Source organism: Pseudomonas sp. LABIM340, assembly GCF_040017195.2.
In the GTDB taxonomy this organism is placed as follows: Bacteria; Pseudomonadota; Gammaproteobacteria; order Pseudomonadales; family Pseudomonadaceae; genus Pseudomonas.
In genome coordinates this window covers 5881031-5905252 of record NZ_CM200227.1, presented here as the reverse complement: position 1 = coordinate 5905252, position 24222 = coordinate 5881031, and the positions used below count along the sequence as shown (strand labels likewise).

At 64.8% G+C, this 24222-nt stretch carries 20 protein-coding genes, 2 tRNA genes and 1 pseudogene; 20 read left to right on the top strand and 3 right to left on the bottom strand.

Annotated elements, in window-relative coordinates:
* Window positions 1–4: 4 nt before the first annotated feature.
* From amiB to ABKS89_RS27210, 12 genes and pseudogenes are all read left to right on the top strand, one after another.
* Window positions 5–1435 carry an N-acetylmuramoyl-L-alanine amidase AmiB gene (gene amiB / locus ABKS89_RS27265; RefSeq protein WP_081515529.1) on the top strand — a complete coding sequence of 477 codons (1431 nt, stop codon included), beginning with the start codon at window positions 5–7 and terminating at the stop codon, window positions 1433–1435.
* Window positions 1432–3333 (top strand): DNA mismatch repair endonuclease MutL, encoded by a 1902-nt coding sequence (gene mutL, locus ABKS89_RS27260; RefSeq protein ID WP_138214035.1) that lies wholly within the window; start codon window positions 1432–1434, stop codon window positions 3331–3333. The genes amiB and mutL overlap by 4 nt, the downstream gene beginning before the upstream one ends.
* Window positions 3334–3444: 111 nt before the next feature.
* The gene (miaA, locus tag ABKS89_RS27255) at window positions 3445–4407 is read left to right on the top strand and encodes a tRNA (adenosine(37)-N6)-dimethylallyltransferase MiaA (protein WP_151188495.1); all 963 of its coding nucleotides are present in this window, start codon (window positions 3445–3447) and stop codon (window positions 4405–4407) included.
* A 106-nt stretch (window positions 4408–4513) separates the two neighbouring features.
* On the top strand, window positions 4514–4762 hold the full coding sequence (gene hfq, locus ABKS89_RS27250; RefSeq protein ID WP_017520393.1) for an RNA chaperone Hfq: 249 nt from the start codon (window positions 4514–4516) through the stop codon (window positions 4760–4762).
* A 12-nt stretch (window positions 4763–4774) separates the two neighbouring features.
* Window positions 4775–6076 carry a ribosome rescue GTPase HflX gene (gene hflX / locus ABKS89_RS27245; protein WP_348588324.1) on the top strand — a complete coding sequence of 434 codons (1302 nt, stop codon included), beginning with the start codon at window positions 4775–4777 and terminating at the stop codon, window positions 6074–6076.
* A gap of 95 nt (window positions 6077–6171) precedes the next feature.
* Window positions 6172–7344 (top strand): FtsH protease activity modulator HflK, encoded by a 1173-nt coding sequence (gene hflK, locus ABKS89_RS27240; RefSeq protein ID WP_138214038.1) that lies wholly within the window; start codon window positions 6172–6174, stop codon window positions 7342–7344.
* Window positions 7344–8213: a protease modulator HflC gene (hflC, locus tag ABKS89_RS27235; RefSeq protein ID WP_138214039.1), complete on the top strand. Its 870-nt coding sequence runs from the start codon at window positions 7344–7346 to the stop codon at window positions 8211–8213. Before hflK ends, hflC begins: the two co-directional genes overlap by 1 nt.
* Before the next feature lie 107 nt (window positions 8214–8320).
* The gene (locus ABKS89_RS27230; RefSeq protein ID WP_138214040.1) at window positions 8321–8506 is read left to right on the top strand and encodes a DUF2065 domain-containing protein; all 186 of its coding nucleotides are present in this window, start codon (window positions 8321–8323) and stop codon (window positions 8504–8506) included.
* Window positions 8507–8540: 34 nt separating this feature from the next.
* Entirely contained in the window at window positions 8541–9719 is a 1179-nt protein-coding gene (locus ABKS89_RS27225; RefSeq protein WP_138214041.1) for an ATP phosphoribosyltransferase regulatory subunit, read from the top strand.
* Window positions 9720–9782: 63 nt separating this feature from the next.
* A complete protein-coding gene (locus ABKS89_RS27220) occupies window positions 9783–11078 on the top strand; it encodes an adenylosuccinate synthase (protein ID WP_348588323.1) in 1296 nt (431 codons plus the stop codon).
* A 145-nt stretch (window positions 11079–11223) separates the two neighbouring features.
* Window positions 11224–12252 (top strand): annotated as a pseudogene (locus ABKS89_RS27215) (methyl-accepting chemotaxis protein); the annotation flags it as partial.
* Window positions 12253–12273: 21 nt separating this feature from the next.
* Window positions 12274–13158: a methyl-accepting chemotaxis protein gene (locus tag ABKS89_RS27210; RefSeq protein WP_416785438.1), complete on the top strand. Its 885-nt coding sequence runs from the start codon at window positions 12274–12276 to the stop codon at window positions 13156–13158.
* 98 nt (window positions 13159–13256) lie between these two features.
* Here ABKS89_RS27210 and ABKS89_RS27205 read toward each other — a convergent pair.
* A tRNA-Leu gene (locus ABKS89_RS27205) sits at window positions 13257–13343 on the bottom strand.
* A 146-nt stretch (window positions 13344–13489) separates the two neighbouring features.
* Window positions 13490–13576 (bottom strand) — tRNA-Leu (locus tag ABKS89_RS27200).
* Between the two features lie 205 nt (window positions 13577–13781).
* Between ABKS89_RS27200 and rnr the strand changes: the two genes are divergently transcribed.
* The 8 genes from rnr to alr all read left to right on the top strand — a co-directional run bounded on the left by rnr (window position 13782) and on the right by alr (window position 22192).
* On the top strand, window positions 13782–16511 hold the full coding sequence (rnr, locus tag ABKS89_RS27195) for a ribonuclease R (RefSeq protein WP_348588321.1): 2730 nt from the start codon (window positions 13782–13784) through the stop codon (window positions 16509–16511).
* Window positions 16508–17260: a 23S rRNA (guanosine(2251)-2'-O)-methyltransferase RlmB gene (gene rlmB, locus ABKS89_RS27190; protein WP_138214045.1), complete on the top strand. Its 753-nt coding sequence runs from the start codon at window positions 16508–16510 to the stop codon at window positions 17258–17260. Before rnr ends, rlmB begins: the two co-directional genes overlap by 4 nt.
* 203 nt (window positions 17261–17463) lie before the next feature.
* On the top strand, window positions 17464–17880 hold the full coding sequence (gene rpsF, locus ABKS89_RS27185; RefSeq protein ID WP_017518275.1) for a 30S ribosomal protein S6: 417 nt from the start codon (window positions 17464–17466) through the stop codon (window positions 17878–17880).
* Window positions 17881–17909: 29 nt separating this feature from the next.
* Window positions 17910–18140 carry a 30S ribosomal protein S18 gene (gene rpsR / locus ABKS89_RS27180; RefSeq protein WP_003095634.1) on the top strand — a complete coding sequence of 77 codons (231 nt, stop codon included), beginning with the start codon at window positions 17910–17912 and terminating at the stop codon, window positions 18138–18140.
* A 34-nt stretch (window positions 18141–18174) separates the two neighbouring features.
* Entirely contained in the window at window positions 18175–19044 is an 870-nt protein-coding gene (locus ABKS89_RS27175; protein WP_348588320.1) for a hypothetical protein, read from the top strand.
* A gap of 21 nt (window positions 19045–19065) precedes the next feature.
* Window positions 19066–19512, top strand: coding sequence for a 50S ribosomal protein L9 (rplI, locus tag ABKS89_RS27170; RefSeq protein ID WP_138214047.1), 447 nt, complete (start codon window positions 19066–19068; stop codon window positions 19510–19512).
* A gap of 140 nt (window positions 19513–19652) precedes the next feature.
* A complete protein-coding gene (gene dnaB, locus ABKS89_RS27165) occupies window positions 19653–21047 on the top strand; it encodes a replicative DNA helicase (protein WP_045216252.1) in 1395 nt (464 codons plus the stop codon).
* 68 nt (window positions 21048–21115) lie between these two features.
* Entirely contained in the window at window positions 21116–22192 is a 1077-nt protein-coding gene (alr, locus tag ABKS89_RS27160) for an alanine racemase (protein WP_348588319.1), read from the top strand.
* Here the strand turns inward: alr and ABKS89_RS27155 are convergent, their stop codons facing one another.
* A complete protein-coding gene (locus ABKS89_RS27155) occupies window positions 22193–24070 on the bottom strand; it encodes a diguanylate cyclase domain-containing protein (protein WP_348588318.1) in 1878 nt (625 codons plus the stop codon).
* Between the last annotated feature and the right edge of the window lie 152 nt (window positions 24071–24222).

Below are 24222 nucleotides of genomic sequence, written 5' to 3'. Positions count from 1 at the left end.
AAAGATGGGTTGGGGGTTGCGCCTTCGGGCGTTGTTTATCGGGGTGTCCGTTCTGCTGGCATTCTTTGCCGGCGAGGTTTCTGCCGCCACGCAAATCAAGAGCGTGCGCATCTGGCGCGCGCCGGACAACACACGCCTGGTGTTCGATCTGTCCGGCCCCGTGCAGCACAGTCTGTTCACCCTGAGTGCGCCCAACCGCATCGTCGTCGACATCAACGGCGCGCAGATGTCCGCCGCCCTCGACAAGCTCAAGCTGAACAACACGCCGATCACCGCGATGCGTTCTGCCCAGCGCTCGCCCACCGACCTGCGCCTGGTGCTGGACCTGAAGAATGCGGTCACGCCCAAGAGCTTCGTGCTGCCGCCGAACCAGCAGTACGGCAACCGCCTGGTCGTCGATCTCTATGACCAGGGCGCCGATATTGCCCCGGACGTCCCCGCGACCCCGACGCCCAGTGTGCCCGCCACGCCGGTCAGCCCGGCGCAGTCGGTGGCGAAGATTCCCGCGCCCAGCAGCGGCGGCAAGCGCGACGTCGTGATCGCCATCGACGCCGGTCACGGCGGCGAAGACCCCGGCGCCCTCGGCCCGAACGGCCTGCACGAGAAGAACATCACCCTGTCGATCGCCCGCGAATTGCAGCGGCAGATCAACCAGATGAAAGGCTTCCGCGCCGAACTGACGCGGACTGGCGACTACTTCATCCCGCTGCGCAACCGCACCGTGATCGCCCGCAAGAAGGGCGCTGACCTGTTCGTCTCCATCCACGCCGACGCCGCGCCCAGCCGCAGTGCCTTCGGGGCCTCGGTATTCGCCCTGTCCGACCGTGGCGCCACTTCGGAAACCGCGCGCTGGTTGGCCGACACGGAAAACCGTTCCGACCTCATCGGCGGCGACGGCGGCGTGAACCTCGACGACAAGGACAAGATGCTCGCCGGCGTGCTGCTCGACCTGTCGATGACCGCCACAATGTCCTCCAGCCTGGACGTTGGCCACAAGGTGCTGACCAGCGTTGGCCGCGTCACCCCGCTGCACAAGCGCCGGGTGGAACAGGCCGGCTTCATGGTGCTGAAGTCCCCGGATATCCCGTCGATCCTGGTGGAAACCGGCTTCATCTCCAACCCGAACGAATCCGCCAAGCTGGCCAGTGGTTCGCACCAGCAGGCGCTGGCGCGCTCCATCGCCGCCGGCGTGCGCCAGTACTTCGTGCAGACCCCGCCGCCGGGCACCTACATCGCCTCGCTGCGTGACGGCGGCCAGCTGGCTTCCGGCCCGCGTGAATACGTGGTGCGCAGTGGCGACAGCCTGGCGATGGTTGCCAGCCGCTTTGACGTCAGCACCGCCTCGATCCGCAGCGCCAACTCGCTCAAGAGCGACGAGCTGAAGATTGGTCAGGTGCTGAAGATTCCGGGCACGTCCCTGGCGTCGCAGCAATGAGTGACGCGCGCCGTATCCAGCTGCTCACCCCGCGGCTGGCGAACCAGATCGCTGCCGGCGAAGTGGTCGAGCGACCCGCGTCGGTCATCAAGGAACTGCTGGAAAACTGCCTGGACGCCGGTGCCAGGCGCATCGACATCGAAGTCGAGCAGGGCGGCGTCAAACTGCTGCGCGTGCGTGACGATGGCAGCGGTATTCCGGCAGACGACCTGCCGCTGGCCCTGGCGCGCCACGCCACCAGCAAGATCCGTGAACTGGAAGACCTGGAACGGGTGATGAGCCTGGGCTTCCGGGGCGAAGCGCTGGCCTCGATCAGTTCCGTCTCGCGCCTGACGCTGACTTCGCGCACCGCCGACGCCGAGCAGGCGTGGCAGGTTGAAGTCGAGGGCCGCGACATGGAGTCCACCGTGAAGCCGGCGGCCCACCCGGTGGGCACCAGCATCGAAGTGCGCGACCTGTTCTTCAACACTCCGGCACGACGCAAGTTCCTGCGCGCCGAGAAGACCGAATTCGATCATCTGCAGGAAGTCATCAAACGCCTGGCGCTGGCGCGCTTCGACGTGGCTTTCCACCTGCGCCACAACGGCAAGACCATCCTCTCGCTGCATGAAGCCAAGGACGAAGCCTCCCGCGCCCGCCGCGTAGGCGCCGTGTGCAGCTCCGGCTTCCTCGAGCAGGCCATGCCCATCGAAGTGGAGCGCAACGGCCTGCACCTGTGGGGCTGGGTCGGTCTGCCGACCTTCTCGCGCAGCCAGCCGGACCTGCAGTACTTCTACGTGAACGGCCGCATGGTGCGCGACAAGCTGGTCGCCCACGCCGTGCGCCAGGCTTACCGCGACGTGCTGTACAACGGCCGTCATCCGACCTTCGTGCTGTTCTTCGAGGTCGACCCGTCGGTGGTGGATGTCAACGTCCACCCGACCAAGCATGAAGTGCGTTTCCGCGACAGCCGCATGGTCCACGATTTCCTCTACGGCACCCTGCATCGAGCGCTGGCGGAAGTGCGTCCGGACGACCAGCTGGCGCCGCCGGGAGCGACCACCCTGACCGTGCCGCGCCCCACCGGCGCGGAAGCCGGCGAATTCGGCCCGCAGGGTGAGATGCGCCTGTCCGAGACCGTGCTGGAGGCCCCGGCCGCCGCGCGTGCGTGGCAGCCGACCCCGACTTCCGGCGGTTCCAGTGGCGGTGGCTACAGCTACCAGCCGACGCGCCCGGACATGCCGCCGATCCAGGAGGCGCAGGGCGCCTACAAGGCCTATTTCGCCCCGCTGCCCGACCAGGCGCCGCAGGCGCTGCCGGAAAGCAGTCAGGACGTGCCGCCGCTGGGCTATGCCCTGGCGCAGCTCAAGGGCATCTACATCCTCTCGGAGAACGCCCACGGCCTGGTTCTGGTGGATATGCACGCCGCCCACGAGCGGATTATGTACGAGCGCCTGAAGACCGCCATGGCCAGCGAAGGCTTGCGTGGCCAGCCGCTGCTGGTGCCCGAATCCATCGCTGTCAGCGAGCGCGAGGCGGATTGCGCGGAAGAACACGGGGCCTGGTTCTCCCGGCTCGGCTTCGAGCTGCAGCGCCTCGGCCCGGAAACCCTGGCGATCCGTCAGATTCCCGCGCTGCTCAAGCAGGCCGAGGCCACCCAACTGGTGCGCGACGTGCTTGCCGACCTGCTGGAGTACGGCACCAGCGACCGCATCCAGGCGCACCTCAACGAGCTGCTCGGCACCATGGCCTGCCACGGCGCCGTGCGCGCCAATCGTCGCCTGACCCTACCGGAAATGAACGGCCTGCTGCGTGACATGGAAGTGACCGAGCGTAGCGGTCAGTGCAACCACGGCCGACCGACCTGGACTCAGCTGGGGCTCGATGAACTGGACAAGCTGTTCCTGCGGGGACGTTGATTTTCGTAAGCTTGCGTTCAGGAAAGTGCAGTAAACTGCACGCCAATCGATTCAGCAGATTGCATTAACCCGCAGTGCGCCTATCCAGTAGTGCGTAAGAACGAGTCCCCGATGTCCCTGCCTCCCGCGATATTCCTCATGGGCCCCACCGCCGCCGGCAAGACCGATCTGGCGCTGGAGCTGGCGCGTCTGCTGCCGGTGGAACTGGTCAGCGTGGATTCCGCGCTGATCTATCGCGGCATGGATATCGGCACCGCCAAGCCGCCGCGCGAGGTGCTGGAGGAATTCCCGCACCGCCTGATCGACATCCGTGACCCCAGCGAGGCCTATTCGGCGGCGGAATTCCGTGCCGATGCGCTGGCGGCCATGGCCGAGATCACCGCGGCCGGGAAGATCCCGCTGCTGGTCGGCGGCACCATGTTGTATTTCAAGGCGTTGCTGGAAGGCCTGGCCGATATGCCCGGCGCCGACGCTGCCGTGCGTGCCGAACTGGAAACCTGGGCCGCCGCCGAAGGCTGGGGCGCCCTGCATGAAGAGCTGGCGCGCGTCGACCCGGAGTCGGCTGCGCGCATCCACCCCAATGACCCTCAGCGGCTTGTCCGGGCCCTCGAGGTGTACCGCGTAAGCGGTATGTCCATGACTGCACACCGCCTTCGCCAGGCGAGTGAAAATGCGGGTCTTGGCGCGCAAGGCGGTGGACAATTACCGTATACTGTGGCTCATCTGGCGATCGCGCCTCTGCAGCGCCAGGTGTTGCACGAGCGTATCGCGCAACGTTTTGACCAGATGCTGGAACAGGGCTTCATCGCCGAGGTCGAACGCCTTCGCGCAAGGAATGACTTGCACGTGGGGCTGCCGTCCATAAGAGCGGTGGGTTACCGACAGGTATGGGATTACCTCGAGGGCAAACTGTCCTACGCTGAGATGGTGGAGCGCGGCGTCATCGCCACGCGGCAGCTGGCCAAGCGCCAGTTCACCTGGCTCCGCAGCTGGAGCGATCTACACTGGTTGGACAGTCAGGCAAGCGACAATTTGCCGCGTGCCTTGAAATACTTTGAGGCGGTCTCCATATAGGTTCGAGACCTTAATTCCGGCCGTCTATCCTTGGGGTTCAGGACGGCGTTAAGCCAAATTCGACTACTACTAAATCAGTTTTTTACCCTTACAAGGAGTGCGGCATATGTCAAAAGGGCATTCGCTACAAGACCCTTACCTCAATACCCTGCGCAAAGAACGCGTTCCGGTTTCCATCTACCTCGTCAACGGCATCAAGCTGCAGGGTCAGATCGAATCCTTCGACCAGTTCGTCATCCTGCTGAAGAACACTGTCAGCCAGATGGTCTACAAGCACGCTATTTCCACCGTGGTTCCCAGCCGCCCCGTGCGACTGCCCACCGGTGATCAACCGGCCGAGCCGGGCAACGTTTGACGGGAGTCCGCCTTGTTCTTTGAGCGCCCGGGTGGTGGGGAACGGGCCATTCTGGTCCATCTGGAAGGTCAGGACCCCGAGGCGCGCGAAGACCCGCAGGAATTCCAGGAGCTGGCCCGTTCGGCAGGCGCGGAAGCGGTCGCTTTCGTCAGCATTTCGCGCCATCAGCCCTCAGCCAAGTACCTGATCGGCAGCGGCAAGGTCGAAGAGTTGCACGACCTCGTCCACGCCGAGAAGGTCGAGCTGATCATCTTCAATCACACCCTCACGCCGAGCCAGGAGCGCAACCTCGAGCGAGCGCTCGAATGCCGCGTGCTCGATCGTACGGGTCTGATCCTCGATATCTTCGCCCAGCGCGCCCGGACTCACGAGGGCAAGCTGCAGGTGGAACTCGCCCAGCTGGAACACATGAGCACGCGTCTGGTACGCGGCTGGACTCACCTTGAGCGCCAGAAAGGCGGTATCGGCCTGCGTGGCCCGGGTGAAACCCAGCTGGAAACCGACCGCCGCCTGCTGCGTGGGCGTATCCGCCAGATCAAGTCACGCCTGGAGAAGGTCCGCAGCCAGCGCGAGCAGGCTCGTCGTGGCCGTCGTCGTGCGGAGATTCCGGCGGTGTCCCTGGTGGGCTACACCAACGCCGGCAAGTCCACGCTGTTCAATGCGCTGACCACTTCCGAGGTCTATGCGGCCGACCAGTTGTTCGCCACCCTCGACCCGACCCTGCGCCGTCTGGAGCTGGATGACATCGGGCCGATCGTGCTGGCCGACACTGTGGGTTTCATTCGCCACCTGCCGCACAAGCTGGTGGAGGCGTTTCGGGCTACCTTGGAAGAATCCAGCAACTCCGATCTGCTGCTGCATGTGATCGACTCCCACGAGTCGGATCGCGATGCGCAGATCGAACAGGTGCTGGCGGTGCTCAAGGAAATCGGCGCGAACGAATTGCCGATGCTCGAGGTGTACAACAAGATCGACCTGCTGCCGGACTTGCAGCCGATGATCCAGCGCGACGAGCTGGGCAAGCCGGTCCGCGTCTGGCTGTCGGCGCGGGAATCGCGCGGGCTGGAGTTGCTGGAGCAGGCGATCTCCGAGTTGCTGGGGGAGGACATGTTCGTTGGAACGCTCTGCCTGCCACAGCGCCTGGGACGACTCCGGGCTCAGTTCTTCGAGCTGGGTGCGGTACAGTCGGAGAATCACGACGAACAAGGACGCGCCGTTTTGCAGGTCCGCCTGCCGCGTGTCGAGTTGAACCGCATGGTGAGCCGCGAAGGCTGGCAGCCGGCGGAGTTCATTGCGCAACACACTTTGCAATAAAGCCCGGCACACTGTTTTTGGCAGCGTAAGGGGCATTCGGTAGCATAGGTGGGCGCGCCGTAGGCGCGTTTTCGCGTTATCAGATGGAGAGCGCTATGGCTTGGAATGAGCCGGGTGACAACTCGAACAAGAATGACCAGGACCCCTGGGGTGGACGCCGTGGTGGCGGTCGCCAGGGCCCTCCTGATCTGGATGAAGCGTTCCGCAAGCTGCAAGACAGCCTGAATGGAATTTTCGGCAAACCCAAGCGCGGCAGTGGTTCGGGCGGTGGCGGCAGCGGTCGGGGCGGCAGCCTCGGCCTGTTCGGTATCGGCCTGGCGATCCTCGCCGTGCTGTGGCTGTACAACGCCATCTACGTCGTGGATGAGCAGGAGCAGGCGGTGATCCTGCGCTTCGGCCAGTACCACGAGACCGTGGGCCCCGGCCTGAATATCTACTTCCCGCCGATCGACAAGAAGTTCCAGGAGAACGTCACCCGCGAGCGTGCCTACAGCAAGCAGGGTCAGATGCTCACCGAGGACGAGAACATCGTCGAGGTTCCGCTGACCGTGCAGTACAAGGTCAGCAACCTGAAGGACTTCGTGCTCAACGTCGACCAGCCGGAAGTGAGCCTGCAGCACGCCACCGAAAGCGCCCTGCGCCACGTGGCCGGCTCCACCACCATGGACAAGATCCTCACCGAGGGCCGTGAACAGATGGCCACCGAGGTGCGCGATCGTCTGCAGCGTTTCCTCGATACCTACAAAACCGGTATCACGGTGACCCAGGTGAACATCCAGAGCGCCGCCGCGCCGCGTGAAGTACAGGAAGCGTTCGACGACGTGATCCGTGCCCGCGAGGATGAGCAGCGCGAGAAGAACCAGGCCGAAGCCTACGCCAACGGCGTGGTGCCCGAAGCTCGTGGCCAGGCCCAGCGCATCATCGAGGAAGCCAACGGCTACCGCGATGAGGTGGTCTCCCGCGCCCAGGGTGAGGCGGATCGCTTCACCAAGCTGGCCGGCGAATACCACAAGGCGCCGGAAGTGACCCGTCAGCGTCTGTACCTGGATACCATGCAGGACGTCCTGAGCCAGACCAGCAAGGTGCTGGTGACCGGGCAGCAGGGTCAGAACAACCTGATCTACCTGCCGCTGGACAAGATGATGGATGGCCGCGGTTCGGCAACCCCGAGCAGCACGCCGAGTGCGAGCAGCAGCACGCCGGATATCGGTTCGCGCGTTGCCAACGACCTGCAGCAGCGTGACACGCGTACCCGGGAGAGCCGCTGATGAGTAACAAGTCCCTGATCGCCCTCATCGCGGGTGTGGTGGTTGCTGTTGCCGTCTGGAGCAGCGTCTACGTGGTGCAGCAGACCGAGCGCGCCGTCATGCTGCGCTTCGGTCGCGTGGTCGAGCCGGACGTGAAGCCCGGCCTGCACTTCAAGATTCCGTACGTCAACACGGTGCGCAAGTTCGACGGCCGCCTGCTGACCCTGGACTCGCCGACCCAGCGCTTCCTGACGCTGGAGAAGAAAGCGGTGATGGTCGACGCCTACGCCAAGTGGCGCGTCTCTGATGCCGAGCGCTTCTACACCGCGACTTCCGGTATGAAGCAGATCGCCGACGAGCGTTTGTCCCGTCGTCTGGAAGCCGGCCTGCGTGACCAGTTCGGCAAGCGCACCCTGCACGAAGTGGTGTCGGGCGAGCGTGATGCGCTGATGGGCGATATCACCGCTTCGCTGAACCGCATGGCGCAGAAGGAGCTGGGTATCGAAGTGGTCGACGTTCGCGTCAAGGCCATCGACCTGCCCAAGGAAGTGAACCGCAGCGTGTTCGAGCGCATGAGCACCGAGCGTGAGCGGGAAGCCCGTGAGCACCGCGCCAAGGGTCGCGAACTGGCCGAAGGTATCCGTGCGGATGCCGATCGTCAGCGTCGTGTGCTGCTGGCCGAGGCCTATCGCGAGTCGGAAGAAACCCGCGGTGACGGCGATGCGAAGGCGGCGGCGATCTACGCCAAGGCCTACACCGCCGATCCGGAGTTCTACGGCTTCACCCGCAGCCTCAAGGCTTATCGCGAGAGCTTTGCCGACAAGAAGGACGTGCTGGTGCTCGATCCGAGCAACGAGTTCTTCCGCTATCTGGAAAAAGCTAAACCTTGAGTCAAAGTCTCCGGCGGGCGGCAGCGCCCGCCGGAGAAATCGTGTTATCATGGGTCAGCCGGGAAATCCCGGCTTTTTTGCGTCCGCGAGAATGATGTACGAGAGCCATGTGGCAGGAATTCAGCAAGGCGTTCTGTCTGTTGCTGGTGCTGGAAGGCATCCTTCCATTCCTGTACCCGCGTGGTTGGCGCGACGCCGTGAGCGGGCTCAGTCGCCTTGGCGACCGAAGTCTGAGACTCATCGGGCTGGGCAGCATGCTGCTCGGCACCGTCCTTCTTTACTGCATTCATTGAAGTGCCGCCCGGCCTAAAAAAGGAGAGAGGCGACATGGCAACGGTAGACCGCTGGCTGCTGCCAGATGGAATCGAAGAAGTGCTGCCACCAGAGGCGGCTCGCGTTGAAGCAGCCCGCCGTCAGGTGCTGGACCTGTTCCAGCGCTGGGGTTACGAGTTCGTCGTCACCCCGCATATCGAATACCTGGAATCCCTGCTGACCGGTGCCGGCCAGGACCTGGACCTGCGTACCTTCAAGGTCACCGATCCGGCTTCCGGCCGCCTTATGGGCTTCCGTGCGGACATCACGCCGCAAGTGGCGCGCATGGACGCCCACAGCCTGCGTCGTGAGGGCCCGAATCGCCTGTGCTACGCCGGCAGTGTGCTGCATGCCCGTCCGCGTGCATTGGCTACTTCGCGCAGTCCGATCCAGCTGGGTGCTGAGCTGTACGGCAACACCGGTTCGGCCGGCGACGTCGAGGTCATCAGCCTGCTGCTCGACATGCTCGAGATGGCCCAGGTGCCGGACGTGCACATGGACCTCGGTCATGTCGGCATCTACCGTGGCCTGGCTCAGGCTGCGGGCCTGTCCGGCGAAGTCGAGCAGCTGCTGTTCGACGCCTTGCAGCGCAAGGCCGTGGACGAAGTCGCAGCGTTGACCGAAGGCCTGCCGAGCGAGCTCGCCGGCATGCTCCGTGCGCTCGCCGAGCTGTGCGGCAGTCGCGAGGTGCTGGAGCAGGCGCGCGAAGTGCTCGCCGGTGCTCCGGCCAACGTCCAGGCAGCGCTGGCCGACCTGACCGCCATCGCCGACTCGCTGGCTGCGCGCTTCCCGCAACTGCCGTTGTACTTCGACCTCGGCGAGCTGCGTGGCTATCACTATCACACGGGCGTGGTGTTTGCCGCGTTCGTGCCTGGGGTTGGCGAGTCCATCGCTCAGGGCGGCCGTTACGACGACATCGGCGCCGATTTCGGCCGTGCGCGTCCGGCCACCGGTTTCTCTACCGACCTCAAGACCCTGGTCACTCTCGGCCGCGCCCAGCTCGACGAGCCGCGCACCGGAGTCTGGGCGCCGGCCGATGGGGCTGGCTTGTGGCAGGCGGTGCAGCAGTTGCGCCGTCAGGGCGTGCGCGTGGTACAGGCGCTGCCCGGGCAGGATGCGGCTTCGGCTTCCGAAGCGGGCTGCGACCAGCAACTGCTGGTTCGCGATGGCAATTGGCAGGTGGCCGCGCTCTGAGGCGCGCCACTTCGAGTTTCCGCCGGCCGCGGCCGGCACCGAACTTCCAAGGGGACAAGAGTTATGGGTAAGAATGTCGTAGTCCTGGGCACCCAGTGGGGTGATGAGGGCAAAGGCAAGATCGTCGACCTGCTGACCGACCAGGCTGCTGCCGTGGTGCGTTACCAGGGCGGCCACAACGCTGGTCATACCCTGGTGGTCGCTGGCGAGAAGACCGTACTGCACCTGATCCCGTCGGGCATCCTGCGCGAAGGCGTGCAGTGCCTGATCGGCAACGGCGTGGTACTGGCGCCCGACGCGCTGATGCGCGAAATCGCCAAGCTGGAAGAGAAGGGCGTACCGGTGCGCGAGCGTCTGCGCATCAGCCCGTCCTGCCCGCTGATCCTCTCCTTCCACGTAGCCCTGGACCAGGCTCGCGAGAAGGCCCGTGGCGACGCGAAGATCGGCACCACCGGTCGCGGCATCGGCCCGGCTTACGAAGACAAAGTGGCCCGTCGCGGCCTGCGCGTGGGCGACCTGTTCCACCGCGAGCGTTTCGCCGCCAAGCTGGGTGAGGTTCTGGACTACCACAACTTCGTCCTGCAGCACTACTACAAGGAGCCGGCCGCCGACTTCCAGAAGACTCTGGACGAGTGCATGGCCTACGCCGAAGAACTGAAGCCGCTGATGGCTGACGTGACCTCGACCCTGCACGACCTGCGCCGCGCCAACGAGAACATCATGTTCGAAGGCGCCCAGGGCTCGCTGCTGGACATCGACCACGGCACCTACCCGTTCGTCACCAGCTCCAACACCACCGCTGGCGGTACCGCCACCGGTTCGGGCTTCGGTCCGCTGTACCTGGACTACATCCTGGGTATCACCAAGGCCTACACCACCCGCGTGGGTTCCGGCCCGTTCCCGACCGAGCTGTTCGATGACATCGGCGCGCGCCTGGCCAAGGTCGGTCACGAGTTCGGTGCCACCACCGGCCGTGCCCGTCGTTGCGGCTGGTTCGATGCCGTCATCCTGCGTCGCGCCATCGAGATCAACAGCCTGTCCGGCCTGTGCCTGACCAAGCTGGACGTCCTCGACGGTCTGGAAACCGTGCGCATCTGCACCGGCTACAAGAACGCCGCCGGCGAACTGCTGACCGACGCGCCGACCGACGCTGACAGCTACATCGGCCTGCAGCCGATCTACGAAGACCTGCCGGGCTGGAGCGAATCCACCGTGGGTGTTCAGACCCTGGAAGGCCTGCCGGCCAATGCGCGTGCTTACATCAAGCGCATCGAGGAGCTGGTCGGTGCGCCCATCGACATCATCTCCACCGGCCCGGACCGCGCCGAGACCATCGTCCTGCGCCATCCGTTCGGCTGATCCACAGCTGCACACTGCAACGGGCCGCTCATGCGGCCCGTTGTCGTTTCCGAGGTTCGGTTTTACGCGGCGGCACGCGCTTTGCTGGTGAAACGGATTGGCGCCTTTCGCGCCAGATATCCGTTACGTCCGGAGGAAGTCCGCCGTGTCCGCCGTCCTGTCTTTATTGCGCAGTCGCTTGCTGCGCCCCGTTTTCATCGCCCTGGGAGTCGCGCTGCTGGTGCAGCTGGCGATTGCCCTCTGGCTTACCCGTAGCACCGTCGATGGTCTGGTCAGCGACCTGGGGGCGCACCTGGGTAACGAATCGCAACGCCTGGCCGGCGAGCTGGAGCAGGCCGGCAAGGAAGTCACTTCCGGGCTGAACGACCTGTCCGCGCGAACCCGTGAACGCCTGGGCTCGGCGCTTTCGGCGCGTCTGGAGGAAGAGCAGGGGCAGCTGCGCGCAGGGCTGGAGCAGAGCCTGCGCCAGTCCGCCACCGAATTGGCGCAGCTGCTCGCCGCCGTCGCGCCCAAGGCCATGTGGGACAACGACGTGCCGGTGCTCTCGGACTATGCCCGGCGCGCCCAGGCCAACCCCAATGTGCTCTTTGTGGTCTACGACGATCCGCAGGGCCAGCACCTGACCCGCTACCTCAATCGCGAGGATGCGCGGGTGCAGGCGCTGCTGGAGAAGGGCAAGGGCGAACGTGCCCTGGACAAGGTGCTGGAAGCGGCAAGCCATGACAGCTCGGTGTTCCTCGTCGAGGCGCCGATCAGCCCCAATGGCGTGGTCATCGGCACGGTGCGCCTGGGCGTTTCCACCGATGCCATCGAGAAGCAGATCGCCGCGCTGGACCAGCGCTTCTCCGCCCTGGTCGCCAGTGGTGATCAGTTGGTGGGCGATAGCCTTGCCGGTGCGGCTGCCGACAGCACCAAGGCCCTGACGGCGCGCCTGCAATCTGCGAAGCAGGCAGCGGAAGGCATGAGTCAGGGCGCGAAGGCATCCATCGAAGATGCCGCGGGAGCGCTGCGCTGGCGCATCGGCATGGGGCTGCTGTTGGTCGGCCTTGGTGTGTTGCTGTGCCTGGCTGTCGTGCTCGGTCATCGTGTGGTGAATCGCCTGCGCCTGCTGATTGGTGCGCTGAATGATCTGGCGGCCGGGGAGGGCGACCTGACTCGTCGCGTGCGGCTGGACAGCCGTGATGAGCTGGGTGAGATGGCGACGGCGGTGAATCGCTTCGTCGACAAGCTCCAGCCTATCGTGCGCGAGGCGGGCCAGGTGGCGCAGCAGACTGGCAGTGAAATTGCCGCGCTGGCCAGTCGTAGCGCCAGTGCCGAGGCGGCGGCGGATCGGCAGCGCAATGAGGTGGCAGGCAGCCTGGAGGCGCTCTCGGGCATGGCGGCGGAGGCGGAGATGGAGAGCCGCTCAATGCAGGCTGCACTAGCGCGGGTTGGCGAGATCCGCAAAGCAGCGCAGGACAATGCGGCCATCGCTCGTAAAGTGGGTGGCCTGATCGAGACCCTGGAATCCCGCGTGCAGAATGGCGCCGGCGTTATCGAGCGCCTGGCGCGGCAGAGCGAGCAGATCGAAGTGGTGCTCTCAGTGATCCATGGCATCGCCGAGCAGACGAATCTTTTGGCGCTGAACGCGGCCATCGAGGCGGCGCGCGCGGGTGAGAGTGGCCGCGGGTTCGCCGTGGTGGCGGACGAGGTGCGTGCGCTGGCCAGCAAGACCCAGCAATCCACGGGTGATATCCAGTCGCACATCGGAGCGTTGCAGGAAGGTGCGCGCGAGGCGGTGTCCGCCATCGGGCAGGCCCGCGAGCAGGCGGTGCAGGGTTTGGCCGCGCTACAGGATAGCGAGCGGCTGCAGCGCGAAGTGCAGAGTGCGGTGGAGGAGGTGCACGGCGCCATCGAGGCGGCTACTCATTCGGCGCAACAGCAGGCGGCTGGCGCTGCGGCGGTGCGTGGGCGGGTCGAGGTGATCCATGCCGAGGCGAGTCGCGCGGCGGAAGCGGTGAGTGCGACCGCCAGCAGTGGGCGAGTGCTCGATGGATTGGCCGGTCAGCTGCGCGCCAGCTTGGGGCAGTTCAAGGCTTGAGGCTGGCAGGCATTGCCGGGCGTTCGCGTCCGGCATGGTAAAAGGCGGAAAGCCGAAAACGAAAAAGCCGAGCTATGCTCGGCTTTTTCGTTTGAAGATGGTGCCCAGGAGAAGACTCGAACTTCCACGGTGTTGCCACCGCTAGGACCTGAACCTAGTGCGTCTACCAATTCCGCCACCTGGGCATGCTTTTCAGCATGGGGTGCGATGATCGCTCATCGTCTTGCGGTGATGCAACCCTTGGTTGCATCTGACGGTCTATCGTTCGGTTATCAGGGTTCCGAACCCGTCTGATAAAGCCTGCCAGAGACTGACTTTATCCTTGAATAAGTGGTGCCCAGGAGAAGACTCGAACTTCCACGGTGTTGCCACCGCTAGGACCTGAACCTAGTGCGTCTACCAATTCCGCCACCTGGGCACTGGAGTCGATGATTACTCATCGTTTCCGTGTTACAACATCTGTCTGACGCTGTGGGCGCGAACTATACGGAGAGCGTTTTCGCTTGTAAACCCCTGATGCGATAAAAAATTTATTCTTGCCCGAAGCTGACCGACGGGCGGGTTTCGCGCTTCAATAAGCACATGGCGATCCATATCCCTATATATAAGGTGACCGCACTTTAATGGCCGATTGGCAAAACCTCGATCCCGAGGCCGCCCGCGAGGCGGAAAAATACGACAACCCCATCCCCAGCCGTGAACTCATCCTGGCGCACCTTGCCGAGCGCGGCGCCCCCGCGACGCGGTCCCAGCTGATGGACGAACTCGGCCTCTCCGGCGAAGAGCCCGAAGAAGCACTGCGCCGCCGACTGCGCGCCATGGAGCGCGACGGCCAGCTTATCTATACCCGCCGTGGCGCCTATGCGCCGGTGGACAAGCTCGACCTGATCCTCGGCCGCATCGCCGGCCACCGCGACGGCTTCGGCTTCCTGATCCCCGATGACGGCAGTGACGACCTGTTCCTCAGCCCGACGCAGATGCGCCTGGTATTCGACGGCGACCGCGCCCTGGCCCGCGTGTCCGGCTTCGACCGCCGTGGTCGCCGCGAAGGCGCGATAGTAGAAGTGGTCGAGCGTGCCCACGAGACCATCGTTGGTCGCTACTTCGACGAGAGCGGCATCGGCACGGTCGTGGCGGACAATCCGAAAATCCAGCAGGAAGTGCTGATCCCGCCGGGCAAGGCTGGCAAGGCCAAGCACAACCAGTTCGTCCAGGTGCGCATCGACGTGTGGCCGAGCGTGCATCGCCAGGCCCAGGGGGAAGTGGTGGAAGTGCTCGGCGACTATATGGCGCCGGGCATGGAAATCGAAGTCGCCCTGCGCAGCTACGACATTCCCCATACCTGGCCCGAGGCCGTGGAGAAGGAAGCCGCCAAGCTCAAGCCCGAAGTGCTGGAGAAGGACAAGGAAAAGCGCGTCGACCTGCGCGCCCTGCCTTTCGTCACCATCGACGGCGAGGACGCCCGCGACTTCGACGACGCGGTCTACGCCGAGAAGCGCAAGGGTGGCGGCTGGAAGCTGTTCGTCGCCATCGCCGACGTCTCTCATTATGTGAAGGTCGGTTCGGCCCTGGATGAAGAGGCGGCCAAGCGCGGCAACTCGGTGTACTTCCCCGAGCGCGTGATCCCGATGCTGCCGGAGATTCTTTCCAACGGCCTGTGCTCCCTGAATCCGCTGGTCGATCGCCTGGCCATGGTCTGCGAGATGAACCTCTCCAAGGCCGGCAAGATGACCGATTACCAGTTCTACGAGGCGGTCATCCATTCCCATGCGCGCCTGACCTACACCAAGGTCAGCCAGTACCTGGAAACTCCCGACAGTCCCGAAGGCCAGCGCCTGAAGGAACAGCTGCCGGCGGTGGTGCCGCACCTCAATACCCTTTATGACCTGTACAAGGTCCTCGTCGGCGCGCGCCACGTGCGTGGCGCGATCGATTTCGAGACCCAGGAAACCCGCATCGTCTTCGGCGCGGACCGCAAGATCTCGGAAATCCGCCCGACCCAGCGCAACGATGCGCACAAGCTGATCGAGGAATGCATGCTGGCGGCCAACGTCGCCACCGCCAAGTTCCTCGAGAAGCACGCCATCCCGGCGCTGTACCGCGTCCACGACGGCCCGCCGCAGGAGAAGCTGAACAACCTGCGCCAGTTCCTCGGCGAACTGGGCCTGACGCTCTATCGCGGCAAGGGCGACCCGACCCCGGCGGACTACCAGAAGCTGCTGGAGTCCATCCAGGGCCGCCCGGACCTGCAACTGATCCAGACCGTGATGCTGCGCTCGCTGAGTCAGGCGGTGTACAGCCCCGAGAATGCCGGCCACTTCGGCCTGAACTACGAGGCCTACACCCACTTCACGTCGCCGATTCGCCGTTACCCGGACCTGCTGACCCATCGCGCCATCCGTGGCCTGATCCGCTCCAAGGCGGCATCCGAGCACGTGCAACGCGTTGGCGCCGCCAGCATGCCGAAAGCGCGCATCTATCCGTACGACGAAGCCCGCCTGGCCCAGTTGGGCGAGCAGTGCTCGTTGACCGAGCGCCGCGCCGACGAAGCGACCCGTGATGTCACCAACTGGCTGAAGTGCGAGTTCATGCGCGAGCGCGTGGGCGAAACTTTCCCCGGCGTGATTACCGCGGTGACCGGCTTCGGCATCTTCGTCGAGCTGAGCGACATCTATGTGGAAGGCCTGGTGCATGTCACTGCACTGCCCGGCGACTACTACCACTTCGATGCCGTGCACCATCGCCTGAGTGGCGAGCGCACCGGCCGCAGCTTCCGTCTCGGCGATACCGTCGAGGTAGTCGTCGCGCGCGTCGACCTGGACGAGCGCAAGATCGACTTCGAACTCTCCGACAACGTGCTCAGCGCGCCCATCGGCCGCAAGAAGCGTGGCGAGAAGGCTGAACCGGTCGCCAAGGGTAAGGCAGCCAAGGGCAGGGCGCCCAAGGCTGTGGCGGCGAAAGACAAACCGGCGCGGGCTCCGCTTGCGGTGGCGGACGATCCGTACCTCGCTCCGGATGTTGCCGTGCAACCGCGCAAGCGCAAGGTCGGCGTGGTCCAGGCGCTGCCGTCGGTAGCTCCGGACATGCTCGCCAAGGCCGACGAAATCCTCGGCAATACCGATGTGCGCAAGAGCCGCGAAGTGAAGAAGGCGCTGCTCGAAGAGGCCAAGGTCGGCGGCAACAAGCCGGCAGCCGGCAAAGGTAAGGGCGCGCCCGCTGCGGGCAAGCCGCGCAATCCTTCGAAACAGAAAGCCCGGTCCGCCAAGTCTTCCAAGCACCGCAAGGGCTCTGCTGCGCCCAAGGCGGGAGCCACTGGCGGCGCGCCGGCCAGCAAGCGTAAGGCGAAGAAATGAGTCAATGGGAACAGGTCTACGGGGTCCATGCCGTAGAAGCGCTGCTGCGCCATCACCCGAAGCGGGTCAAGCAGCTGTGGTTGGCCGAAGGCCGTCAGGACCCGCGCGTCCAGGCGCTGGTCGAACTGGCCGGTCAGGCGCGCGTGCCGGTGGGCACGCGCGACCGCAAGGAGCTGGATGAGTGGGCTGAGGGCGTGCACCAGGGCGTGGTCGCCGAGGTCAGTCCGAGCCAGGTGTGGGGCGAGAACATGCTGGAGGAGCTGCTGGAACGCTCCGCTGGCCCTGCGCTGCTGCTGGTGCTGGACGGCGTGACCGACCCGCACAACCTCGGCGCCTGCCTGCGCACCGCCGATGCGGCGGGCGCGCTGGCGGTGATCGTGCCGAAGGACAAGTCCGCCACCCTCAATGCCACCGTGCGTAAGGTTGCCTGCGGCGCCGCCGAAGTCATCCCGCTGGTGGCCGTGACCAACCTCGCGCGCACCCTGGAGAAACTCCAGCAGCGCGGCTTGTGGATCGTCGGCACCGCCGGCGAGGCGACCCAGATGCTCTATGAACTCGACCTCACCGGGCCGACCGTGCTGGTGATGGGCGCCGAGGGCAAGGGCATGCGCCGCCTGACCCGCGATCACTGCGACTACCTGGCCAAGCTGCCGATGCAGGGCAGCGTCAGCAGCCTGAATGTCTCGGTGGCCACCGGTGTGTGCCTGTTCGAGATCGTCCGCCAGCGCCAGCTCAAGGTCGGCGCCTGACGTCCCCACGCGAGGCGGCCCCTGTCGCCTCGCGCTGTTCAAAGTTTCGCCAGTTTTCCTTGCGCCCCCCGGCGCGCTTCTCTAGAATGTCGGCCCTTGTCGTCCGGGCAGGCGTTCGCGCGTGCTTCCGAGCGGCAAGGAAAAAATCATTCACTCCTTGTCTGACCGCTTTGTCGGCAGGCTGCAATCCGTAAGGAGCATTTATGCGTCATTACGAAATCGTGTTCCTGGTTCACCCGGACCAGAGCGAACAAGTCGGTGGCATGGTCGAGCGTTACACCAAGGCCATCGAAGAAGACGGCGGCAAAGTCCACCGTCTGGAAGACTGGGGCCGTCGTCAGCTGGCTTACGCCATCAACAACGTGCACAAGGCTCACTACGTTCTGATGAACGTCGAGTGCACCGCCAAGGCCCTGGCAGAAATGGAAGACAACTTCCGTTACAACGACGCCGTGATCCGTAACATGGTCATCCGTCGCGACGAAGCCGTTACCGGCCAGTCCGAAATGCTGAAGGCCGAAGAGAGCCGCAACGAGCGCCGCGAGCGCCGTGAGCGTCCCGAATCGAACGAGGGCGAGTCCGCTGACGGCGATGATAGCCGCGACAGCGCTGACGAGTAATCCCGGACCAGTATTGAGGAGCCACACACATGGCACGTTTCTTCCGTCGTCGTAAGTTCTGCCGTTTCACCGCTGAAGGCGTGAAAGAGATCGATTACAAGGATCTCAACACCCTGAAGGCCTACGTTTCCGAAACCGGCAAGATCGTTCCGAGCCGTATCACCGGCACCAAGGCCAAGTACCAGCGTCAGCTGGCGACCGCTATCAAGCGCGCCCGCTACCTGGCCCTGCTTCCCTACACCGACAGCCACGGCCGTTGATCGGGCAGTCGACTGGAATTGATGGATAGATCGCATGCGCGCATTGGCTGAATTTGTCATGCGAGGCCGCATGCAGGCGACCCTGGTGGTCGTCGCAGCCGCGGTACTGCAGCCGTTGTTCTGGCTCGGTGCCGCAGCAGGCAGTCTGGTGCTGTTGCGTCGTGGTCCGCGTGATGCCTTTGGCATCCTGGGCTGGGCGCTGCTTCCGGCACTGGCCTGGTGGTACCTGGGTGACCCCAGCGTGAGTCTGGTTCTGGTGGGTAGTGCCGTGTTGGCGCAGGTTCTGCGCAGCAAGGTGTCCTGGAATCAGGTGATGCTGGCGAGCGTTTTGCTCGGTGCGGTGTTCGTGCTGCTGCTCAGCACGGTGTCGGCCGGGTTGGTCGCAGGTCTGGCCGATGCATTCGGCAAAGCCCTGCCGCAGGTTCTGGCCGAAGCCAAGCTTCCGCCGGAACAGATGGCCGCCCTGCAGGCGGAGATGGTTCCGACCATCACCGGCCTGATGGCAGCCTCGCTGCAGACGATCAGCCTGTTGTGCCTGATGCTGGCGCGTTATTGGCAAGCAGTATTGTTCAACCCGGAAGGGTTTGGCCGCGAGTTCCGCGCACTGCGTCTGTCGCCGGGCACGGCTGTAGCGCTGCTGGTCGGCGTTGTGGCACTGCCCTTCGCAGGGCCCGCGGCCACCATGCTGGCGCCGCTGTGCATGATCCCGCTGCTGTTTGCCGGGATCGCACTGGGGCACGGCCTGGCCGCGCTGAAGAAGCTTCCGGGCTTCTGGCTGGCACCGCTGTACCTGCTGGTATTCGTACTGGGCAATGTGATCTGTCTTGTCGCCGTAGTCGACAGTCTGTTTGATTTTCGCGGTCGCCTGGCAAAGCGCCAGAAAGCTGCGAACGGTGAAGGTTAAAAGTTAAGAGGTAAGACTCAAATGGAAGTCATCCTGCTGGAAAAGATCGCCAAACTGGGCAACCTGGGCGACAAGCTGAACGTAAAGGGCGGTTACGCTCGTAACTACCTGCTGCCGCAGGGCAAAGCCACCGCTGCCACCGCTGCCAACGTTGCTGCTTTCGAAGAGCGCCGTGCAGAGCTGGAAAAAGCCGCTGCTGATAAAAAAGCCGCTGCTGAAGCTCGTGCTGCCCAACTGGCCGAACTGATCGTGACCATCGGCGCCCACGCTGGCGACGAAGGCAAGCTGTTCGGTTCGATCGGCACCCGCGACATCGCCGACGCCGTTTCGGCTGCCGGCTACCCGCTGGAAAAGAGCGAAGTTCGCCTGCCCGACGGCGCCCTGCGCGCTGTAGGCGAATACAACATCGAAGTGCAACTGCACATGGATGTTGATGCAACCCTGCACGTGGTTGTAGTCGCCGAGTAAGCGATCCGTCGCTAGGACGTTTCGCACATCTTGCATGGGCGAATCAGTCCGCTAACATCGGGCACGGTACTGAGCATCAGTACCGTGCCCTTTGTTTTTTCCGCCTTTGAATTTCTACGAAGAGCCCGCACGAACAGCCCATGAACGACATCACCGTCCCCGAGCAATACGACCTGCAGACCGCTTCCCTCAAGGTGCCACCGCACTCGATCGAAGCCGAACAGGCGGTGCTGGGCGGGCTGATGCTCGACAACAACGCATGGGAACGTGTGTCGGACGCCGTGTCCGATGGCGACTTCTACCGCCATGACCATCGCCTGATCTTCCGCGCTGTCTACAAGCTCGCCGAAGCCAACCAGCCGATCGACGTGGTGACCCTGTCCGAGATGCTCGAGCGCGAAGGGCAGCTGTCCCAGGTGGGCGGCCTCGCGTACCTTGCCGAGCTGGCGAAGAACACGCCCTCGGTAGCGAACATCAAGGCCTACGCGAACATCATCCGCGAGCGCGCCACGTTGCGGCAGCTGATCGGCATCAGCAGCGATATCGCCGACAGTGCCTTCAACCCTGAAGGGCGCAGCGCCAACGAAGTGCTCGACGAAGCCGAGCGGCGGATCTTCGAGATCGCCGAAGCGCGCCCCAAGACCGGCGGCCCGGTCGGTATCGGTGACATCCTGGTGAAGACCATCGATCGCATCGACCACCTGTTCAACACCTCGGATGCGCTGACCGGTATCACCACCGGCTTCACCGACCTCGACGAGAAGACCAGCGGCCTGCAGCCGTCCGATCTGATCATCGTTGCCGGCCGTCCGTCGATGGGCAAGACCACCTTCGCCATGAACCTGGTGGAGAACGCCCTGATGCGCAGCGACAAGGCGATCCTGGTGTACTCCCTGGAGATGCCCTCCGACTCCATCGTGATGCGTATGCTCGCCTCGCTCGGCCGCATCGACCAGACCAAGGTGCGTACCGGCAAGCTGGACGACGAGGATTGGCCGCGCCTGACCTCGGCGGTGAACCTGCTCAGCGACCGCAAGCTGTTCATCGATGACACCGCCGGCATCTCGCCCTCGGAAATGCGTGCGCGTACCCGCCGCCTGTCCCGCGAGCACGGCGAGATCGGCATGATCATGGTCGACTACCTGCAGCTGATGCAGATTCCCGGTTCCGCCGGCGACAACCGGACCAACGAGATTTCCGAGATTTCCCGCTCGCTGAAGGCACTGGCGAAGGAGTTCAACTGCCCGGTGGTGGCACTCTCCCAGCTCAACCGCTCGCTGGAACAGCGCCCCAACAAGCGCCCGGTGAACTCCGACCTGCGTGAATCCGGAGCGATCGAGCAGGACGCCGACGTGATCATGTTCGTCTACCGCGACGAGGTGTATCACCCCGAGACCGAGTTCAAGGGCGTCGCCGAAATCATCCTCGGCAAGCAGCGTAACGGCCCTATCGGCACGGTGCGCGTGGCCTTCCTCGGCCGCTACAGCCGCTTCGAGAACCTCGCGCCCGGCATGTACAACTTCGAAGACGAGTAACGATGCCGCATTCCGCGTGACCGACGGGCGCCTTAAGATAGGCGCCCGTTTTCATTGCAGAGGCCGCCATGCGCCCGCTCGTCGCCCACGTCGATCTAGCCGCCATTCGCCACAACTACGCCGTCGCCAAGCGCTGCGCGCCCGGACGTGAAGCCTTCGCGGTGGTCAAGGCGAACGCTTACGGGCATGGCGCTCGGGAGGTGGTGAGCGTGCTGCACGACGAGGCCGACGGTTTTGCGGTGGCCTGCCTGGAGGAGGCCGCCGAGGTGCGCGCGCTGCACGCCGGCGCCCGCATCCTGCTGCTGGAGGGCTGCTTCGAACCCTCGGAATACCTGATCGCCGCCCAGCTACGGCTGGACGTGGCGGTGCAAGGCCCCGAGCAGGCCCAGGCGCTGCTCGCCGCTCAGCTGCCCAGTGCGCTCAATGTGTGGATGAAGCTGGACACCGGCATGCATCGTCTGGGCTTCTCGCCCGAAGCGCTGCGTGACTGGCACCCGCGCCTGCGCCAGGCGCCGCAGGTGGCCGAGCTGAACCTGATGAGCCACTTCGCCAATGCCGACCTGCGTGGCGACGAGCTGACCGAAGACCAGGTGGCCTGCTTCCTCAGCGTGCTGGACCTGGATTTCGACCTGCGCTCGCTGGCCAATTCCGCCGCCGTGCTGACCATTCCCGCCGCGCACATGGACTGGATTCGCCCTGGCATCATGCTCTACGGCGCCACGCCCTTCGCCGATATCGGCGCCGCCGAGCTGGGCCTGCGCCCGGCCATGAGCCTTGAGGCGCAGTTGATCGCCGTGCGCGAGGTGGCGGTCGGTGAGAGCGTTGGTTACGGCGCGACCTGGGTGGCCGAACGGCCTTCGCGCATCGGCACCGTGAGCTGCGGGTATGCCGATGGTTATCCGCGCCATGCGCCGAGCGGCACGCCGGTGCTGGTGGATGGCCAGCGCACGGTGCTGGCCGGGCGCGTGTCCATGGACATGCTGGCGGTGGACCTGACCGATCTGCCCAATGCCGCTGTCGGCGATCGCGTCGAGCTGTGGGGCGCCAACCTGCCGGTGGACGAGGTGGCGGCCCACGCCGGGACCATCGGCTACGAGCTGCTGACCAAGGTCACCACCCGCGTGCCGCGTCGCTATCGCAGCTGATCAGGCGCGGTCTTCGCTTTCCAGCCATTCGTTTTCCAGCCAGAGCTCGCTGGTCTCGCCGGCGGGCTCGCTGGCCATGGCGTAGGCCGCGCGGCCATTGCCCTTCACTTCGTAGAGCGCCTGGTCGGCGGCCTTGTAGAGCTTGCTGAACTGCATCGCATGGCTGGGGTAGATGGCCACGCCGATGCTTGGCGTGACGCGCAGTTCCAGCGTTTCGAACCTCACCGGGCGCGCCAGTTCGTTGAGGATGCGGCAGGCGATCTCCTTGGCGTGGCTCTCGGCATCCGGGCCGGAGATCAGCGCCGCGAATTCATCGCCGCCCAGACGCGCCACGCAGTCGCTGCCGCGCACGCACTGGCGCAGGCGATTGCCGACGTTCTGCAGCATGAAGTCGCCGGCGTCGTGGCCGTGACTGTCGTTGATCGGCTTGAAGTGGTCCAGGTCGATCAGCATCAGGGCCAGGGTTTCGCCGTTCTGCTGGGCGCTGGCCAGGGCGTGTTCGGCGTGCTCCACCAGATAGCGGCGGTTCGGCAGGCCGGTCAGCGGGTCATAGTGGGCGGCGTGCTGCAGCTGCACTTCGCGCTCGCGCAGCAACTGGTTGCTCTGGGTGAGTTCGGCGGTGCGCTCGGCCACGGCGGTCGCCAGGTCCTGCTGGGCGCTCTGCATCAGCGTCAGGCGCGCGCTTTTCTCGCGGTCGGCCTGTTCCAGGGCCTGGGCACGCTCGCGCTTGAGGCCCTGAATGCGCGAGGTGAGGGCGAAGGAGAACAGCACCGACTCCATGGCCACGGCGATGGGGAAGATGTACGAGGTCAGCGGCGACGGCTGCACCACGCCGGTTGCGCGCATCACCGAAATGCTCACGCTAGTCAGCACCAGACCGAAGCCGAGCAGGTAGAGGAACGCCGGGAACGAACCCTGGCGCCAGCGCACCAGGGCGCCGCCGAGCGCCGCCGGCACGCCGATCAGGGTGATCGCCACCAGCATCCAGCCCGCCACGCCACGCAGGTGCAGCGCGCCGAGGACGATGGTCAGCACATACAGCGCGCAGTTCAGGTTCAGCAGCCAGTGCGACCAGCGCACGTGGCGGCGGGTCTGCAGCAGGGTGATGGTGAAACGGTGCACGCACAGGCCCCAGAGCGAGGGCAGGGTGATGCGGTCCAGCCACCAGGGCACCGGGTGATCGGGCCAGAAGTATTCGAAGCCGTGGCCGCTCATCCCCAGGCTGAACAGCAGCGCGCTGGCGGTGGTCAGCACGTACCAGAAGTACGCCGGGTCGCGCAGGGTCAGCAGGATGAACAGGTTGTACAGCAGCAGCGCGGCGATCAGGCCGTAGATGAAGCCGAGGAACAGGCTGGTATCGGCGCGGTGGTCCTGCAGATCATCCAGCGACCAGATGCGCAGCGGGAAGGAGTTGCCGGCCGGATCGTAGACGCGGGCATAGATGCGCACCGGACCGCTGCCTTCGGGCAGGTGGAAGACCGGGCGGCGATAGTCGCGGTCGCGGCCCTGGGCGAAGGGCACGGCCTCACCGGACAGCGTTTCCCGGTAGACGCCCCGTTCGTCGGGTACGTAGAGACGAAAATCCTGGAGGTTGACCGCGTCCACCTCCAGCCACCAGCCGCCCAGCGGGGTGGTGCGGCGATCCAGATCCAGGCGCAGCCACCAGCCGTCGGGGCTCTGACCGACGCTGGTGCGTCCGTTGGCGGGCACGAAGTCGCGGCTGGCCTGCACGGCTTCCAGCGACAGCGGGCCGTCACGCTCCTGCAGCAGTTCGAGATGATCGTTGAGCCAGGCGCCGCTGGCCTTGTCGTCCAGTTCGAAGGCTAGCGCCGTGTGGCAGAACAGCAGGGTAAGCAACAGCACGAAGGCACGACGCACGACAGGTACTCCCTGGCCTGGGTGGGATGGCCAGGCGTACTGCGGATAGTGGCTGGAGTATAGCCAGATGATGGCACTTGCAATCTACCGTGCGCCGGCTAAATCCCAGTTAAATCTGAGCTCACTGGTCGGGTGTTGTACACTTTTTGTGC

Excerpts from the sequence above, each read along its gene's own strand:
- hfq (WP_017520393.1), top strand. The coding sequence starts at position 4,514 with ATGTCAAAAGGGCATTCGCTACAAGACCCTTACCTCAATACCCTGCGC.
- rpsF (WP_017518275.1), top strand. The coding sequence starts at position 17,464 with ATGCGTCATTACGAAATCGTGTTCCTGGTTCACCCGGACCAGAGCGAA.
- miaA (WP_151188495.1), top strand. The coding sequence starts at position 3,445 with ATGTCCCTGCCTCCCGCGATATTCCTCATGGGCCCCACCGCCGCCGGC.
- hflK (WP_138214038.1), top strand. The coding sequence starts at position 6,172 with ATGGCTTGGAATGAGCCGGGTGACAACTCGAACAAGAATGACCAGGAC.
- ABKS89_RS27225 (WP_138214041.1), top strand. The coding sequence starts at position 8,541 with ATGGCAACGGTAGACCGCTGGCTGCTGCCAGATGGAATCGAAGAAGTG.
- rplI (WP_138214047.1), top strand. The coding sequence starts at position 19,066 with ATGGAAGTCATCCTGCTGGAAAAGATCGCCAAACTGGGCAACCTGGGC.
- ABKS89_RS27210 (WP_416785438.1), top strand. The coding sequence starts at position 12,274 with ATGGCGACGGCGGTGAATCGCTTCGTCGACAAGCTCCAGCCTATCGTG.
- amiB (WP_081515529.1), top strand. The coding sequence starts at position 5 with ATGGGTTGGGGGTTGCGCCTTCGGGCGTTGTTTATCGGGGTGTCCGTT.
- hflC (WP_138214039.1), top strand. The coding sequence starts at position 7,344 with ATGAGTAACAAGTCCCTGATCGCCCTCATCGCGGGTGTGGTGGTTGCT.
- ABKS89_RS27175 (WP_348588320.1), top strand. The coding sequence starts at position 18,175 with ATGCGCGCATTGGCTGAATTTGTCATGCGAGGCCGCATGCAGGCGACC.
- ABKS89_RS27220 (WP_348588323.1), top strand. The coding sequence starts at position 9,783 with ATGGGTAAGAATGTCGTAGTCCTGGGCACCCAGTGGGGTGATGAGGGC.
- mutL (WP_138214035.1), top strand. The coding sequence starts at position 1,432 with ATGAGTGACGCGCGCCGTATCCAGCTGCTCACCCCGCGGCTGGCGAAC.
- dnaB (WP_045216252.1), top strand. The coding sequence starts at position 19,653 with ATGAACGACATCACCGTCCCCGAGCAATACGACCTGCAGACCGCTTCC.
- rnr (WP_348588321.1), top strand. The coding sequence starts at position 13,782 with ATGGCCGATTGGCAAAACCTCGATCCCGAGGCCGCCCGCGAGGCGGAA.
- rpsR (WP_003095634.1), top strand. The coding sequence starts at position 17,910 with ATGGCACGTTTCTTCCGTCGTCGTAAGTTCTGCCGTTTCACCGCTGAA.
- ABKS89_RS27230 (WP_138214040.1), top strand. The coding sequence starts at position 8,321 with ATGTGGCAGGAATTCAGCAAGGCGTTCTGTCTGTTGCTGGTGCTGGAA.
- alr (WP_348588319.1), top strand. The coding sequence starts at position 21,116 with ATGCGCCCGCTCGTCGCCCACGTCGATCTAGCCGCCATTCGCCACAAC.
- rlmB (WP_138214045.1), top strand. The coding sequence starts at position 16,508 with ATGAGTCAATGGGAACAGGTCTACGGGGTCCATGCCGTAGAAGCGCTG.